At 65.9% G+C, this 14884-nt stretch carries 15 protein-coding genes; 4 read left to right on the forward strand and 11 right to left on the reverse strand.

Translation table 11 applies throughout. The annotated features are described in order from the left end of the window. Positions 1-19 precede the first annotated feature (19 nt). Positions 20-742 carry a DsbC family protein gene (locus tag GNX71_RS29000; RefSeq protein ID WP_206175613.1) on the forward strand — a complete coding sequence of 241 codons (723 nt, stop codon included), beginning with the start codon at positions 20-22 and terminating at the stop codon, positions 740-742. Next, a complete protein-coding gene (locus GNX71_RS29005) occupies positions 742-2577 on the forward strand; it encodes a M61 family metallopeptidase (protein WP_206175614.1) in 1836 nt (611 codons plus the stop codon). The genes GNX71_RS29000 and GNX71_RS29005 overlap by 1 nt, the downstream gene beginning before the upstream one ends. Here the strand turns inward: GNX71_RS29005 and GNX71_RS29010 are convergent. Continuing rightward, complete coding sequence (locus tag GNX71_RS29010) at positions 2574-3149, reverse strand: DUF2325 domain-containing protein (RefSeq protein WP_206175615.1); 576 nt, start codon at positions 3147-3149, stop codon at positions 2574-2576. The genes GNX71_RS29005 and GNX71_RS29010 overlap by 4 nt on opposite strands. A gap of 133 nt (positions 3150-3282) precedes the next feature. On the opposite strand from GNX71_RS29010, the gene GNX71_RS29015 reads away from it, so the two are divergent. Both GNX71_RS29015 and GNX71_RS29020 read left to right on the forward strand, forming a co-directional pair. Next, positions 3283-3498 (forward strand): hypothetical protein, encoded by a 216-nt coding sequence (locus GNX71_RS29015; protein ID WP_206175616.1) that lies wholly within the window; start codon positions 3283-3285, stop codon positions 3496-3498. Positions 3499-3516: 18 nt separating this feature from the next. Next, a complete protein-coding gene (locus GNX71_RS29020; protein ID WP_206175617.1) occupies positions 3517-4647 on the forward strand; it encodes a DUF72 domain-containing protein in 1131 nt (376 codons plus the stop codon). Between the two features lie 10 nt (positions 4648-4657). Here GNX71_RS29020 and GNX71_RS29025 read toward each other — a convergent pair whose 3' ends face one another. The 10 genes from GNX71_RS29025 to GNX71_RS29070 all read right to left on the reverse strand — a co-directional run bounded on the left by GNX71_RS29025 (position 4658) and on the right by GNX71_RS29070 (position 14883). Next, positions 4658-5383, reverse strand: coding sequence for a hypothetical protein (locus GNX71_RS29025; protein ID WP_206175618.1), 726 nt, complete (start codon positions 5381-5383; stop codon positions 4658-4660). A 35-nt stretch (positions 5384-5418) separates the two neighbouring features. Continuing rightward, complete coding sequence (locus tag GNX71_RS29030; RefSeq protein ID WP_206175619.1) at positions 5419-6210, reverse strand: DNA adenine methylase; 792 nt, start codon at positions 6208-6210, stop codon at positions 5419-5421. Then, entirely contained in the window at positions 6158-6370 is a 213-nt protein-coding gene (locus GNX71_RS29035) for a Com family DNA-binding transcriptional regulator (RefSeq protein WP_206179752.1), read from the reverse strand. The genes GNX71_RS29030 and GNX71_RS29035 overlap by 53 nt, the downstream gene beginning before the upstream one ends. A 165-nt stretch (positions 6371-6535) precedes the next feature. Then, positions 6536-6772, reverse strand: a complete 237-nt coding sequence (locus GNX71_RS29040; protein ID WP_206175620.1) for a hypothetical protein — start codon at positions 6770-6772, stop codon at positions 6536-6538. Next, positions 6769-8646 (reverse strand): hypothetical protein, encoded by a 1878-nt coding sequence (locus GNX71_RS29045; protein WP_206175621.1) that lies wholly within the window; start codon positions 8644-8646, stop codon positions 6769-6771. The genes GNX71_RS29040 and GNX71_RS29045 overlap by 4 nt, the downstream gene beginning before the upstream one ends. A gap of 3 nt (positions 8647-8649) precedes the next feature. Then, positions 8650-9057 carry a hypothetical protein gene (locus GNX71_RS29050; RefSeq protein WP_206175622.1) on the reverse strand — a complete coding sequence of 136 codons (408 nt, stop codon included), beginning with the start codon at positions 9055-9057 and terminating at the stop codon, positions 8650-8652. Then, on the reverse strand, positions 9054-10076 hold the full coding sequence (locus GNX71_RS29055; RefSeq protein WP_206175623.1) for a hypothetical protein: 1023 nt from the start codon (positions 10074-10076) through the stop codon (positions 9054-9056). The genes GNX71_RS29050 and GNX71_RS29055 overlap by 4 nt, the downstream gene beginning before the upstream one ends. 9 nt (positions 10077-10085) lie before the next feature. Beyond that, complete coding sequence (locus GNX71_RS29060; protein WP_206175624.1) at positions 10086-11276, reverse strand: hypothetical protein; 1191 nt, start codon at positions 11274-11276, stop codon at positions 10086-10088. A 17-nt stretch (positions 11277-11293) separates the two neighbouring features. After that, on the reverse strand, positions 11294-12865 hold the full coding sequence (locus GNX71_RS29065) for a hypothetical protein (RefSeq protein ID WP_206175625.1): 1572 nt from the start codon (positions 12863-12865) through the stop codon (positions 11294-11296). Between the two features lie 11 nt (positions 12866-12876). Continuing rightward, a complete protein-coding gene (locus tag GNX71_RS29070; protein ID WP_206175626.1) occupies positions 12877-14883 on the reverse strand; it encodes a hypothetical protein in 2007 nt (668 codons plus the stop codon). Between the last annotated feature and the right edge of the window lies 1 nt (position 14884).

The raw sequence follows: 14884 nt of genomic DNA on the forward strand, positions 1-14884 counted from the left end.
GAATCGAACGGACCTACCGATGACACTCGTACGCAACCTTCTTCTTGCCGCCTGTACGCTGGGCGCGGTCATGACGGCCACCGCCGGCGAAGCCGAGATCCGCAAGAACCTCCCCACGCACATTCCGCAGTTCCCGCCGATCGACGAAGTGACGAAGTCGCCGGTCAACGGCCTCTACGAGGTGCGCGTGAACGGCTCGCAGATCTTCTACACCGACGAGCAGGGCAGCTACCTGATCCAGGGCAACCTGATCGATGCGAAGACGCGGCGCAACCTCACGGAGGAGCGCGTCGAGAAGCTCAGCGAGGTCGCCTTCGACAAGCTGCCGCTGCAGGACTCGATCAAGATCGTGCGCGGCAACGGCAAGCGCAAGCTGGCGGTGTTCGAGGATCCGAACTGCGGCTACTGCAAGCGCTTCGAGAAGGACATGAAGACGGTTAACAACGTCACCGTCTACCTGTTCCTCTATCCGGTGCTCGGCCCCGATTCGAGCGTCAAGTCGCGCGACATCTGGTGCAGCAAGGACAAGGGCAAGGCCTGGGGCGACTGGATGGAAACTGGCGCCAAGCCCACCACCGCAGCGAGCAGCTGTGATGTGACCGCGCTGCAGCGCAACGTCGAGTTTGGCCGCAAGTACAACATCACCGGCACGCCCACGCTGATCTTCAGCAACGGCACGCGCACGCCGGGCGCCATTCCCGCAGAGCAGGTCGAGAAGCAACTCGCCGCTTCCGCCAGCTGATGGCGACGAAAGCCGTTACGCGGCGCGCCGCGTCCGCGCCCGCTGCGGGCGTGCGCTACCGCATCGAATGCGCGGACCTGCATGCGCATCTCTTCGCCGTCACGCTGACCATCGACGCGCCCGCCGCGCTGCAGCGGGTGACGCTGCCGGTGTGGATCCCGGGCAGTTATCTCGTGCGCGAGTTCGCCAAGAACCTGCAGGGCCTGCGCGCCACGCAGGGGCGCCGCAAGCCCACGCTGACACAGGTCGACAAATGCAGCTGGCTGGTCGATTGCGCGCCGGGCCAGCCGCTGGTGCTGCACTACCTGGTCTGCGCGTACGACAACTCGGTGCGCACCGCCTGGCTCGATGCCGAGCGCGGCTTCTTCAACGGCACCAGCCTCTGCCTGCGCGTCGAAGGGCAGATCGATGCGCCGCATGCAGTTGAAATCGTCGCTCCCGCATCGACGGCCGACGGCGCCGCGTGGTCATGCGCCACCGCGCTCGTGCCCACGAAGGTCGACAAGCAAGGATTCGGCAGCTACCAGGCGAGCGGCTACGACGAGCTGGCCGACAGCCCGGTGGAAATGGGCGCCTTCTGGAGCGCCGAGTTCGATGCCTGCGGCGTGCCGCACCGCTTCGTGATCGCGGGCGCGGCCGCCTCGTTCGACGGCGATCGCCTGATCGCCGACACCAAGGCCATCTGCGAAGCCGAGATGCGCTTCTGGCACGGCGACAAGGCCGGCAAGCGCGGCGGACCGAAGCTGCCGATCGACCGCTACGTCTTCATGCTGAACGCGGTCGACGACGGCTACGGCGGGCTCGAGCACCGGCATTCCACGGCGCTCATCTGCAACCGCCGCGACCTGCCGCAGCGCGGCGAAAAGAAGAAGCAGCCCGAGGGCTACACCACGCTGATGGGCCTCATCAGCCACGAGTACTTCCACACCTGGAACGTCAAGCGGATGCGGCCGGCGGAGTTCGCCCACTACGACTACAGCCGCGAGAACTACACGCAGCTGCTGTGGTTCTTCGAGGGCTTCACGAGCTACTACGACGACCTGCTGCTGCGCCGCGCAGGACGCATCGATGACGCGGCCTACCTGCGCCTCCTCAACAAGACCATCAACCAGGTGCAGCAGACGCCGGGCCGGCTCGTGCAGCCTGTCGCCGACGCGAGCTTCGATGCCTGGGTCAAGTACTACCGCCAGGACGAGCAGACACCCAACAGCACGGTGAGCTACTACACCAAGGGCGCGCTGGTGGCGCTGTGCTTCGACCTCACGCTGCGCCACGAGGGCAAGGGCTCGCTCGACGACGTGATGCGCCACCTGTGGACGCACAGCGGCGGCGGGCCGATCAGCGAAGCGGACATAGCGGCCGCGCTCGAGGCCGTGAGCGGCCGCTCGTATGCGCAGGAACTCGCGCGCTGGGTTCATTCGACCGAGGAGCTGCCGCTCTCGCAATTGCTGCGCGCGCATGGCGTTGCCACGCTCGAAGATCCGTCGCAGCAGGCGCAGGTTCTGGGCGTGCGCGTGGCCGAAACCAATGGCAGCGTGCAGGTGAAGGTGGTGCTGCGCGGTGGTGCGGCCGAAAAGGCCGGGTTCTCCGCGAACGACGAGTGGATCGGCATCGAGCTGCCCGCCGTTGGCAAGAAGAAGTCTGTACAGGCCTGGCGCATCGCCAAGCTCGACGACCTCGCGCTGTACCTGGGCGACACGACGAAGTTCACAGCCATCGTCGCACGCGACCGCAAGCTGCTCCGTCTGCCGCTCACGCTGCCGCAAGGCGTGACCACCTGGCGCCTCTTCACGCACGACGCTGCCAAGGTCACCGGCTGGCTGGCGGACAGCTAGTCGACTTTTTCGGTCGTCGCGGGTTGCTGCCTAACGAACAGCATCGGCTGCGGCTCGCCCACCAGCACGCAGGGCTTGCCGGTACGTCGGCAATGGTCCTGCACGCGCCAGTAGGCGCCGTGGCTCACGCAGCCCGTCTGGCAGATCACGAGATCGGCGGCGCGCAGGCCGGCTTCGAGCGCGGGGTCGTCGGCATCGTCGCCGCCGTCGTGATACAGATAGCGCCCACCGGCGATTTCGACCAGCTGCCGCGCGAGCGACGGCGCCTCTTCCTCGCGGCCGACGCACAGCACGGCCTTCTCGCGCAGATCGGCGGGTGCTTCGGGCGTGGGCGGCATCTCGTGGCGCCGGCTGCCCGGCGACAGCAGGGCGTTCAGGCGCTTGGGCAGCGCGCCGCCGACGGCCGCTCGCGCCGCGAGCTCTTCGCGCACCATCGCAATGGCCGAGTCGCGCGCCACCAGCGCACCACGCAGGCGCACCACCTGCGCCTCGAGCCGTTCGACCAGCGCGGCCTGTTCGGCCAGCAGGCGCGAGCAGCGCTCCTGCACCCGGGCATACGCCCGCAGCAACACGGCATGTTCTTGAAGCGCGCCGCGATAAGTGCGCTCGAATCGGTGTGATAACTAGGCGCTGATTCGATTTCACGGGTTGCAACCGAATTACGCCCTGAGTGAATGGTACGAGCCTGGGCGTATCCTCGCCCCCATGCAACGAGTCATCCATCTGATCGAGGCCCTGCAGGGAGCGGGCATTCCCGTCCCGCCGTTCCCCTGCGTTGAGCCGGTGCCCGTCAACCCTGGCGCCCGGCCCGCCCTGGCAGAAAGTGAGATTCAGGCCAGAACGGATGCCTACGAGGCTCGCGTCGAGGCATGGCGCCAAGATGTCATCACGCTGCACCGACTCCATTTCCCACTGCGATGAGGGTGCCCATAATGTCCCATGGCCACACTTGTCGGACATGCATCCTGGGCTGAAAAGACCCTGGTCGACTGCGGCCGGTTCTACCCGGCCGACGTGAAGACCCCCGAAGCCAGGCTGCGCTACTACGCCTCGGTGTTCCCGCTGGTCGAGGTCGACAGCAGCTACTACGCCATCCCCACGCCGACCATGGCTCACAACTGGGCGGCACGCACTCCAGCGGGGTTCCGGTTCAACCTGAAGGCCTTCAGGTTCTTCACAGGGCATCAGACGGATGTGCAGGTGCTCCCCAAGGCGGTCAAGGAGATGCTGCCCGGCCGCAAACGCCTACTGTTCCGCGACAGCCCGTCTGAGGTACGTGAGGCGCTCTGGGAGGCGTTCGACCAGGCGCTGGAGCCGCTGCGCGCGAATGGCAAGTTGGGACTCATCCACTTTCAGTTCCCGCCCTCGGTTGTGCCATCGCCCAGGGTCACAGCCCACATAGAGCAATGCGTGCAGCGCCTGCCCCGGGACACGATCAGCATTGAATTCCGTCATCGCTCGTGGTGGGAAGACACCAAGCGCACGGTCGAGACCTTGGCCTGGCTGCGCGCCATGAACGTCGTTCACACGGTGGTCGACGGTCCACAAGGGGCCGACAACTCGGTGCCGGCGGTGTGGGAGGTGACCAATCGCGACTACGCCCTGCTGAGGCTGCATGGCCGGAATGCGGAGACCTATAACAAGGCGGTGGAATCCCCTGCGGAGCGCTTCTCCTACGAGTACGGCGATGGTGAGCTGAAGAGCCTGGTCGCCGAGTTCGTCCGGCTGAGTTACAAGGTGCGCCACGCCCACATGATCTTCAACAATTGCGACGAGGACCGTGGCATCCGAAACGGCGTTGCGGCGATGAAGATGCTGCTGACCTATGGGGATAAGCCCAAATACGGGGAGTGGGCGCCCAATGGAATGTTGCCGTCACTCGCCGTCGAGGAGGTCAACAGCGCTGCGGCGCGCCTGCCGCCTCCCGCCGCCGGCCAACCCGCCTTCCGGGAGGTGGAGGTCGACCTGGAGCGGTTCGGCCGCGTGCTGATCGCCTTCAAGCTGAACGAGGCCCGGCATCACAAGAGCAGCCACATGTTCTGGTCCGCCTGCTTCGCGCGCCCGATCTAACCCTCCAGCCCTATGCCAGCTTCGCCCTACGCCCCGCGCGGATGACCCTCAGCTCATCCCGCCTCTTCAAGGCGCTCGGGTGGTAGGTGGTGAAGTTCTCCATGTAGAGGCAGTCCGCCTCCTCCCAAAACGAAACGATCGCGTTCACGAGCTGCCGAAGGAGCGCGCGGTCGATCTCAAGGCCGTCAACCGTAGGAACAAAGCTCCATTCCGGAGGCGGTGGCACGTCGCTCCACGGTAGACGGCTTGGCCAAAGCTCGGGATGAGATTTGTACAGTTTTTCCAGTGAAGCGCCCTCGCCATGACGGCAGACGTTGCCCAGAAGATGAAGCAACGAGAGGTCGGGGTACTCGGCAAAGGCTGCAAGCGGAGCGCCGCGAAGCTCTTCAAACAATGCTTCCACTTCGGTCCACTTCGAAGCTTTCGCCCGCTCGAACGCGCCTGGTACTTTCAGGTCCTTCGCGCACGCCTGCAGATAGCTTCGCAGTTGTCGCTCCCAGAGGGATTGAATGGCAAGGCAGTAGCCCAGGCAAGTGGCGTGGTTCAGGAGATCACGGTCGAGCATCACGAAAGCCACGAGCAACTGGTCTTCCTCTTCGTTGAGCGCGGCCACTCGGGCTTCCAAAACATCGAGACCAGGCTCGACAACTTCGTCGAGTAGGCATTGCGCCGTTAAGCCGAACCTGGTTGCGACGATGTCGCCATAGCAGTTTTTCCAACGGATCTGTTGCGACATGGAACCTCCTTCGTGGAGGTCGAGTTTATTGCCGGCTAGAACAGACCCGCTGGCTCCGCCTCCCGGTCCCAGCTGTAGATGATCAGTTCCTGGCGCTCGGCCCGGTTCGCGCCCCCGCCCACGGTGTAGTCGATGGCCAGGCTCTCCATGCCGAAGCCCTCGAAGCACCGTCGGATGTCCGGGTGGTCGTTGAGGCTGATGATGGCCTTGCCCTTGATCTGGCGCAGCTTGGCCGCCATCAGCTCGTACTGGCTCCACTCGAAGGGCACGCCGTAGCCCTCGGTCTCCCAGTAAGGCGGGTCCATGTAGAACAGTGTGTGGGGCCGGTCGTAGCGGTCCAGGCAGGTCGCCCAGTCGAGCTGCTCGATGTACGCGCTGGCCAGGCGCAAATGGGCCGCGCTGAGGTTCTCCTTGATGCGCAGCAAGTTGATGGCTGGCGCGGTGGTGGCCGTGCCCCAGGTCTGGCCTTGGACGCGGCCGCCGAATGCCTGCTGCTGCAGGTAGAAGAAGCGCGCCGCCCGCTGAACGTCGGTCAGCACCTCGGGCGGCGTGTCCTGCGTCCACTTGAAGATCTGGCGACTCGACAGCGCGTACTTGAACTGCCGGACGAACTCCTCCAAGTGGTGTTTCACGACCCGGTAGAGGTTGACCAGGTCGCCGTTGACGTCGTTGATGACCTCGACCTCGGCCGGGTGGCGCAGGAAGTACAGGGCCGCGCCCCCAGCGAACACTTCCACGTAGCACGAATGCGGCGGGAAGCGGCCGAGCAGTAGGTCAGCCAGGCGGCGTTTGCCTCCCAGCCAGGGAATGATGGGTGACGATCGCATGAGGCACTCTTTCGGTTGAAAGGCGCTCAGGGCGCTCGGGTGTGGGGCGCGCGGCCCTCAGGGTGTTCATGGCCCCGCAGCGGGGGCACTTGATGACCAGGTGGGAGAAGACTCCCATGCCCAGCTTCCGGCGGCATGCGCCGCATCTGATTTCTTCCATTTGCAAGCCCGTTTCCGTATTTGGAATCTTTGGTAGGCTCGGTCCCGCTCTGTACAGGGTGGGCGGGCCTTGCCGGCTTGCAGGCTCGTTCTGCGTGTTGGGGCCTGGGGAGGTGTTACAGCACCCGACCAGGTCGCCCGTTCTTTTTTCGTCGGTGGCGCCCTCCTAGATCTCGATCTCGACCACGGGCAGATCCGGCGCTGGCCCGGTGATCACGCTGCCCTCGAAGAACACACGCGCGTCCAATGCGCTGGCCAGCGGGTTGCGCAGGCGCAGCTGGCCGCCGCCCTGCATGGCTACGGTGGCAGTCCCGTCGACGTGGATCGCGACCACCGTGCCAATGAAGACCGGGTCGCCCGCCAGCAGCTCCTGCAGGCGCAGGAAGAGATTGCCCGATGTCATGCCAAGTGCCTTTCCACGCGAACGGTCTGCCGCCACTCGATCTCGCCGCTGCGCAGCGTCATGGCGCGCACCATGCCGCGCCAGGCCTCGGCCGGCTCGTCGACGTGTAGCAGCTGATTCACGCGCAGCGCGCCTGGCAGCGTCCCGCCGGTCAGGATCGGCAGCGACACGGCCTGCTCGGCCTGGCGGCCGCCGGCACCGAGGATCGAGCGACCGCGCTCCCTGGCGGCGTCGGTGTGGGTGATCAGGTCGTCGGTCACCAGAGATGCCAGCAGGGCCCCAGCGGTCCCTGCACGCCGGACATGGCCGATAACGCCCTGAGTGGTGCCGCACACGTACACGGCCTCCCAGGCCGGCTCCTCGCGGATCTCCATGTCATCGGTCGTGATCGCCGCACTGGACACCGCCACGTCGGGCACTGTATCGACCGCGGACCACTCCCAGGGCATCAGCGGATACCTCGGTAGGAAAGACAGCTTGGCGTCGGTCGGGTGGCTCTGCAGCACCGCGCCCACCGACTCGGCGATGCGCACCGCGGCCGCGAGAGGTGTCCCGCGGAAGCTCCAAGCGCCCGCAGGCACCAGCCAGTCCGGGATCTGCCACTCGACGTCGACGCCAGTGAACTCCAGCGCCTGCAGCACCAGCTGCTGCGCGGTCGTGTCGCTTGCATTGAGCCAGGTCTGCGCCGGGAGCTTCGGACCGCCGACCAGGCCGGTGATGCTGCGGCCAGTGATCTGGACGAGGCGCTCGCCTGGCTCACGCGAGCGGCGAAAGCCTTCGACGGCGAAGACCCACGGCATGCCGTCGACGGTGATGCGGATCTGCTTGGGCGTGCTGGTTGGCTTGAGCTGGTCGAGCAGATGCAGCGGGCCGGTCGCGGACAGGCTCCAAACCGGGTTCCCCTCGTCGGCCGAGATCGACACGTCGAACAGCCTGACGGGCTCCAGCGTGGGCAGCAGGACTGCGAAGATCGAATGGGTGGTCATGTAGTACCTCAGGAGGGGAATGACCAGCGGCGCCGGTTGGCCGCTGTGCCGCTCGCAGATGAAAAGCAGGTTGTTGCCTGGTGCCCATGCCTCGGAGAAGACGAGGTCGTTGCTGGGCACGTAGCAGGGCTCCTTGGGCGGCTCGACCGGGTCGACTGGCTGGATGCCTGCAGGCGGCTTCATGCCTTGCTGGAACCGAGTGGCCCAGTCGCGGCCGAGATGCGTCCCGGGGCGGCTGGGGACGGCGATCCCTCTGCTCAAGGCCCGGCCGTCCTGCCACGAGATCGCCAGCTCGGGGCGAAGGTCACGGCTGCCGTCCTGCCACCTGCTGGCGACCAGCTCGACCTTCAGCGCAGTGCCCTGCTGAAACCGCACGTCGACTTGCGGCCGCGCGCCGCGCAGTGCATCACCGTGGCGCAGTACTGCGTCACGGCCGGCCTGGCGGATGCCCTGCTGGTAGCGCAGCACCGTAGGCACGACCATCGCCTGGGCGTTCTGATGCGATGGGCTGACGGACTGCCCGAGGTGGCGCCCCTGCTCCCAGTCGGCGTCAAGCGCGGCGCCGGCCTTCATGCCGACACGGTGCCGCAGCTCGATGTCGTTCTCCAGCGGCGCGGCTTCCTGCCAGCCCGAGCGCAGCGAACCGACCAGCGGCCGGCTGGCGCCGCTGACATAGGCCGCGCGCACGTCGACCACGGGCGGAGGAAACGTCGCGGCGATCGACATGGCCAGGGCGATGCCGGCATGGACAGCGACCGCCGGCGGCGGAAGCATCGCGAACACCGTGACCCTGGTGTCGCCGACGCCAGGGCCGTCGTCATCGCCGAAGACCAGGTCGTTGCTGGTGCCGGACGCGGGCCTGCTGAAGACGAGGTCGTTGTCGCTCACGGGCTACCCGATGGCGCTGGGACTCAGGGGTGCGCGGCCGCCAGCAATGAGGTTTACGTTGGGGAACTGGACCTCGCCGCCCCCGCCTTCGACGGAGACATCGGCGTCCATGGCCCAGGCGCCCGCGCCATTCTTGAAGCGCGCCCATTTGGCTGGGGTGCTCCCGTCCCCGACCAGGATCAGTTCGCCGGCCGGTTCATTGGCCAGGAGGTGCAGCAGCCCGTCGATCACCTCGCCGCAGGGCTTGGCCAGGACGACGACGACCATGGGCGCGCCGCCTGGAGGTGCGCCGCCGGGTGGCCTGTTCGTGCTGAAGACCTCGATCGTCGCGTGTCCTGGCCCGACGTCAAGGAAGTCGCGCCGGCCGACGTTGGCGGCGCCGACGAAGTCAAGGGAGATCGAGAGGCTCACGGCATCAGCTCCACGACGGCGTAATCCGCCGAGACCATCCGAAAGTTGCGGGTGTGGTCCAGGCTCATGACGATGTAATCCTGCAGCTCATCGATCCACTGGAAGTCGTAGGCCCCCGTGACCGGATCGCTCCACTGCTCGCGGATCGCCATGCTGTCGCGCAGCCGCAGAAGGCGCACGCGGCGATAGACCGGGGTGTTGCTCGGCGTCCCCTTGTTCTTGACGGTGCCTTTGACCCGGCCGATGCCCTGGCCGAGGTCGCCCAGTTGGTAGTTTTTTCGACTGACTCGGCCATCTCCGAACAGGCGCATCGCGACGGGCGTGCCGGTCCAGGCAAGCGAGTTCACTACCTTCAGTTCATCGAGACGCGCTGCGCTCAATGCCGCGGTGGCATAGCTGACCGAAGCCGAGATCTGGCGGGTGGTGCCAGCGGCTACCGTGTCCATAAGCGCACCAGATAGATTGACCGTGCCGTCCATGACGTACAGCGGGACGGGCGTGTCCCCCGCCGGCGCCGAGACGATCAACACGCAACCGGAATTGCCATTGAGGCGCATCGCGAAATCCGCGACGTTGATCGGGGTCGTTGTGCTCTGGTACTGCTGCACCCGGCCGCCAATGATCGTGGTTGTCCCTGCGCGCTGCAGTTTCAAGCCGACACTCTTCAAGTCGGCCTGCGGGTGAAAGGTGAACAGCACGTCTGGCCGATCCGTCAGCACATTCATTCGACTCACATTCGGGATCGTCGTGACGTTGAGCGCCGCGGTGTTGACCGGCGCTTTCTTGTAGAACCCGACGCCGCCTTCCGAGGACACCATCCCGACGATGACCGGAGAGCTGCCCATGGGCGATGCGGCGAAATTGACGGCCCACGAGCTGTCGTCAGCATCCATCGCATAGAGGGTGGCCGTGGGCGAGACGCCCAATTCAGCGGCCCAGTTGGCATAGGCCGTCGCAGGCGCTGTCGCCCCCGCCGCGGCCGTGTAGTCCACCGTAACCAGATTGCCCAGGTCAACCATTGCCATGTCTTAGCGCCACGGCCCGGTGACATCGATCGGAACCGCACCGAACACAGCAGTTGCGGTGGTGTCCAGCGTCGCTGACGAGGTCAGCATCAGCATGAACCTGCGGCCATCGGTCGCCGTGAACTTGTCGAAGTTGTTGAACGACCCTGCGAGTCGGTCTTGCGGGATGTGATAGACGCCCGGCACGAACGCACGGATGCCGGCAAATCCCACCTGGACGATCGCGCGCCGACTGAGCCGGATGGCTCCATCCACGCACTCGTTCGGAAAGGCACCGAGCGTCGAGTCTTGCCCCGAGGACAGCGAGCTGCTGCCAGTCATGGTCCGCGCATATTGAGCCACAGCGGAACCGAGGCCGGTGTGCGTTCGCGGCGAGAAGGTCTGGTTGTTGGTGCCGTCCCAGCGGCGATCAAAACTGCCGTCGATGCTGCTGGGGACGGTGCTCACCAGGCTGCAGTTCAAAAAGCAAGCATAGGGGTCGCCGCCCGGCTTTTGCGTGATCGGGTCTCCGAAGCCGCGAGTGACCGTGCCCAAGTAGCCTGCGTTGCTCGCGAAGGAGGCGGCACTTGTGAAGAAGAAGGCCTTGCTGTCTCCAGAGATCAGCCACTGCGTGGGCGCCGCGCTCGCCACCGAGCTTTTCGCCCAGTAGCCGCCTGCGGCGATCTGAGCGACGGACGGGAATGGGCCGACGCCGGTATCGACATCAGTCATTGATTCGTAGCCGACCACGCGAGCGAACGTGGTGCCACTGTCATCGATGCGCAGATAGCAGCCCGAACTGGTGGGATCTGCGCTCTTATAGACCGCCTTGTTGGGGCCGCTGTACACCTTGAGCCAACCGAGGGGCGCTATCTTGAAAGAGATCGAGCCCGAGGCAACACCGTCCGCGGCCGCGGTGCCAAACCTCACGACGCCGGGCCCGACCGCTGTCACCTTCTGCTCGCCGTTGAGCGCGGCGATGCTGCTGCCCGTCACCGTGATGACGGCGTCCGCTACAGCGCTGTGCTGTCCGCTGAACGCCAGCGTGGCCACGCCGCCGGCAACGGTGAGCGAGGTCGCGTTCTTCAGGTCGAACCCGTTGACCCCGCAAGCGTCGATCGCCGCGATGAGAGAGCCCGCAACCCCGTTGACGACGGGGGCCGCGAGCATGTTGCTGCCGAAGTGTTTGACGCTGGTGTCTACGATGGAAGTCATGGTTGTCCTGGTTCAGTTCATGGGCGGTTGATGTCGCCGCGGCCGAGCAGCGTGGCTTTGTCGTCCAGGACGGTGACCGCGCCTGGCTGGACAGTGCGGATGCCCCACACCGGGAACGGCGTGCCGATGGTGTTGATGCGGATGACGTTTGAGGGAATCCACCCCTCGCCGAAGCTGCGCGGATCGATCGTCATGTAGGGCGTGCCGGTGCCTGGGTTGATCGGCGCGATCGCGCTGACGATCGGGAAAGTGCCCAGCACACCTACGTGCTCGCCGATGACCTGGACCGTGCCCGAGGTGATGAATTTCAGAATCCACCGCTCTGTGAGCGCGCCACGGTTCTTGACCACGATCGGGAAGTCGATGTCGTTGAACTGGCCCACGGCGCCGTCGCCCACCACAGCATCGCTCCAGGTCGTGCCATTCCAGGCCAACTGGTCGAACACGAGCGAGACGCGCGCCTTTCGGTCCCCAGCCATGATGGCGCTGGAGACAATCGAGCCGGCCGGGTAGTCGTGGGTCAGGGGCTGGGCCAGTGCGATCTGCCCGTTGATCTGCACGTCGGTCACAAGCGCCATGTCCTCGATGCGGTCCTCGATGCGCACCGGCTGCGAGTAGCCCGAAACATCGGTGAAGGTCACCGTGCCCAGTTCCAGGTCGTGCGTGTACCCCGTGTTGATCGTCACGCCATTGGCGCCGATGACCTTCACGCGCGCCAGACGCTGCCGCCCGAGGTTGACGACGTCGCCATTGCCCACGGCGGCCGGCGCAGTGGTCTTCTTGTGGCCGAACACGACGGGCCCGCCTTTGCGATAGATCGGCACTCGGCCGTCCTGCGGAAGGCGCACCGGGTCGATGCCTAGCAGCGTGGCGTCGATCGGCAGGTAGCTGTAGGCCACTGCGTTAAACCGAATCGTCTCGGCGAACACAAACGCCGGCTTCCAGATCTGCCCCGCCACCACCTTGCTGGCGTCGTACCAGGCCTGGCTTTCGTTCCCCGCGGCCGCGACCATGGCGCCGAACTCGATGCCGACCACGCCCGTCTCGTACTCGACCTTCCCGCGCACGCCGGTGCCGGTGATCTTGCCGTCCAGGGCGGCCGTGACGTTGATCAGGCCGCCCAGCACCCTGGTGGCCAGGATCTGCAGCTGCCCCGGCCGCACGGGCGCCACAGGCACGCGAAAGGTGGCGCCCGAGACCGTGTTGTCGCCCGTCGACGTCAGCAAGGACGTGAGCGTGATGCCAGCGGGCTGACCAGGCACCCAGTTGGTGACCGTGGCCTCGCCGGTGGAATAGTTGACGGTGCCGGCTGCGGTGGCTGCGCCGGTGGCGACTTCGAGATCCGTGAACAGCGAGCCCAGCCGGTCGAAGTAGCGTTTGCCGCCCAGGAGAAAGTTGACGCTGCCCGGCACCAGTGCCTCGCCGAAGCGCGTGGTGAGGTCGAATTTGACGCCTTGGGTCGAGACGACCGATTGCAGCTGTGGCGCTGGCGTGCCGCCGACCTGGAAGCGTGCTTTCATCATCACGCCCGAGAGCGGCATGCGCCCGACCGCGAGGCCGTAGGTGGTGGTTTGGAGTTTGAATGCCATGTCGTTCTGCCTCAGGTGGCCAGCGTGTAGATGACCGGGGAATCGGGCTCGTTGTAGAAGCTCTGCAGGAGGCCCACGACGAAGCCGTCAGGCTGGAACGTGCCGATGCCCGTGGCGTAGTTGATGGTCCCGGCAACGCGGCCCAGCACGTCGACCAGGTTGCCGTTGCCGTCGTCGTGTGCCTTGTTCAAGCCGCCCACGCTGGTGACCACCTTGGTCCGGCCGTTGTCGACCTCGGGGAGCAGCGGCACGACGGGCCACTCCAGCTCGACGGTGCCGGGCGTGATGTTGGTGCGCCCGAGGTTGAAGGTCACCGTGCTGTCGCCGTTGCGCACCGGGTCTGGCAGGTCTACCGCCTTGACGTCATCCACGCCGATGGACGAATACGTGATGTCGAACTGCTGCGCGCCGGCGGGCAGGTTGTTGAGCACGAGTTGGCCGAGGCCAGTGTTGTAGTCGATGGTGCCGGTCGCATCTCCCGTGATCAGCCCCTTGCCGTTGTCGATCGCGGCGCGCGCGGTGCCGTCGTTCCAGGCGATCGAGAGCACACCAGGCCGAATCGGGAAATGCTCGAGCTGGAAGCGCAGCGCGGGCTTGTCCACCGCAAGGGCAGAACGGTCGATGTAGTTCGAGCGCATTCCCCAGGACAGCATCACCGAGCTGCCCACGTCAGGCAATGAGCCCAGGGTCACCAGGATGTCGCCCGTGGCGTAGTTGATGTTCCCGGCTCCGTTGGCCGCATCGGTGCCCTTGAGCTGGCCTGAGCCGTTGTCGCGCAAGTCATACCAGCGGCCCAGCGCCCGGAAGCTCACCTGCAACGCGCCAGGTGCCGGCGGCGGCACCACGGTGATGACGTAGTTCGAGGAACGCGATTCCGGAGTGACCGGGATCTGCCCCGTGTCGGCCACCACGAGCGGCGCGCCGGCCGCCTTGAACGCAACGGACTTGCTGCCCGTGTAAGGCGCGGTCACGCCCGTGAAGGACACCGTGCCACGGGGATAGTCCACCGTGCCGATCGCGCTGCCGCCGTCGAACAGTTGCCCGCCGGTGTCCGTCAGTGACGCGGTGCCGACAGTGATCACGAGGGTGCCTGGCGTGATGGCGTTGCCGACCGAAACCACCGTGGTGGAGTTGAAAGGCTGGGTCGTCGTGTAGACGATGGTGTTGTCTCCGGCCTGCTTGAGGGCCGTCGCCTGGCCGGCCGCATTGAGGCCCACCATCGGCGTCTCGGTCTGGGCCGAGGGCACGAGCTGGGTGAAGACGCTGGCGACCTTCGCCGTGAGGGAATTCAACGCTGCGGCCTCGGCCAGCTTCGCCGCGCCGTAGAAGACAGCCGCATTCGTCACGCGCGTCTCCCGGATCTTGGTGCCGGTCGTGGCTCGGGTGAAGAACTCGTTCGCGCTGCTGCCCGGCATGTCCTGGAGCAGTGGATTGCGCAGCTCGCAGGTGATGACGGCGCCGTCATAGGTCGTGCCGTTCGACCTGGTGTAGGTGCGAATGACCACCGAGGTGGAGATCACGCCGACGTACTGCAGGCGCTGGTTGGCCAACCCTTCGTTCCAGACCAGGACCAGCGTCTCATTGTTGTTTGGAATGCGCTCCGTGGGGCGCTGGAAGATCTGGATCGCCGACTGGTTGGCGATATGGTTCTCCAGGAGAAAGCCCGGCCACTCCGGGCCGGCGCCCAGGTAGGCCTCGATGCGCTGGCGCGCTTGGTCGCGGATGCTGAACACGTCGCCATCGCTGTAGAGCGTGACGCTTACGTTCGGATCGGCGGGTGGCTCTGCCACGATGATGTTGGCATCGAGGTAGGTGTCGACGGTGTCGGTTTGCACGGCCAGGAAGGCCTTGACGATGGCCACCGCACCAACGGTGCGATCGACCTCCGAGATGTCCGCAAACATGGCGTTGCTGACGCCGTCGAGGATTTCCACGCCTGTCGGTGGGCCACCGCCATCGGGCACGTCGTCCATCACCTTGGACGCGAGGAACTTGATGTCGCCTTGCGAGATTGGCACG

This window comes from Variovorax sp. RKNM96 (assembly GCF_017161115.1).
Classification (GTDB): domain Bacteria; phylum Pseudomonadota; class Gammaproteobacteria; order Burkholderiales; family Burkholderiaceae_C; genus Variovorax.

What these genes read in the sequence shown, in the direction of transcription:
- GNX71_RS29000 (WP_206175613.1), top strand. Translation starts at nt 20, where the DNA reads ATGACACTCGTACGCAACCTTCTTCTTGCCGCCTGTACGCTGGGCGCG.
- GNX71_RS29005 (WP_206175614.1), top strand. Translation starts at nt 742, where the DNA reads ATGGCGACGAAAGCCGTTACGCGGCGCGCCGCGTCCGCGCCCGCTGCG.
- GNX71_RS29015 (WP_206175616.1), top strand. Translation starts at nt 3,283, where the DNA reads ATGCAACGAGTCATCCATCTGATCGAGGCCCTGCAGGGAGCGGGCATT.
- GNX71_RS29020 (WP_206175617.1), top strand. Translation starts at nt 3,517, where the DNA reads ATGGCCACACTTGTCGGACATGCATCCTGGGCTGAAAAGACCCTGGTC.
- GNX71_RS29025 (WP_206175618.1), bottom strand. Translation starts at nt 5,383, where the DNA reads ATGTCGCAACAGATCCGTTGGAAAAACTGCTATGGCGACATCGTCGCA.
- GNX71_RS29030 (WP_206175619.1), bottom strand. Translation starts at nt 6,210, where the DNA reads ATGCGATCGTCACCCATCATTCCCTGGCTGGGAGGCAAACGCCGCCTG.
- GNX71_RS29035 (WP_206179752.1), bottom strand. Translation starts at nt 6,370, where the DNA reads ATGGAAGAAATCAGATGCGGCGCATGCCGCCGGAAGCTGGGCATGGGA.
- GNX71_RS29040 (WP_206175620.1), bottom strand. Translation starts at nt 6,772, where the DNA reads ATGACATCGGGCAATCTCTTCCTGCGCCTGCAGGAGCTGCTGGCGGGC.
- GNX71_RS29055 (WP_206175623.1), bottom strand. Translation starts at nt 10,076, where the DNA reads ATGGTTGACCTGGGCAATCTGGTTACGGTGGACTACACGGCCGCGGCG.
- GNX71_RS29060 (WP_206175624.1), bottom strand. Translation starts at nt 11,276, where the DNA reads ATGACTTCCATCGTAGACACCAGCGTCAAACACTTCGGCAGCAACATG.
- GNX71_RS29065 (WP_206175625.1), bottom strand. Translation starts at nt 12,865, where the DNA reads ATGGCATTCAAACTCCAAACCACCACCTACGGCCTCGCGGTCGGGCGC.